Raw genomic sequence first — 288 nt, forward strand, 5'->3', positions numbered from 1 at the left:
CTCGGTCGTCAAGGGCGCGAACATCCAGATGGAGTGACCCAGACTGTATAGGCGCTGGCGCCCTCATTCGCTTGCGTCCAATGGAAACGGTGGCAATTGGACGCTAAGCAACCCAATCCTGATTAAGGCAGTGGAAAAGCTCGCCATTTTGATCTAGCTTCCGCTAAGCTGATGGTTGCAATTCAGCGTTTTGGGATTTCGGGAGACATCTATGTATAAATTCGAAGTCTATAAGGATAAGGGCGGGGAGTTCCGCTTCCGCTTCAAAGCATCGAACGGGGAAGCCAT

At 51.4% G+C, this 288-nt stretch carries 1 protein-coding gene; it reads left to right on the plus strand.

Annotated elements, in window-relative coordinates; translation table 11 throughout:
• Positions 1 to 211: 211 nt before the first annotated feature.
• Positions 212 to 288: DUF1508 domain-containing protein (locus EOD29_RS31270; RefSeq protein WP_127248801.1), on the plus strand; the 77-nt coding region annotated here is incomplete at its 3' end.

Source organism: Mesorhizobium sp. M1A.T.Ca.IN.004.03.1.1, from assembly GCF_003997555.1.
Taxonomy (GTDB): domain Bacteria; phylum Pseudomonadota; class Alphaproteobacteria; order Rhizobiales; family Rhizobiaceae; genus Mesorhizobium.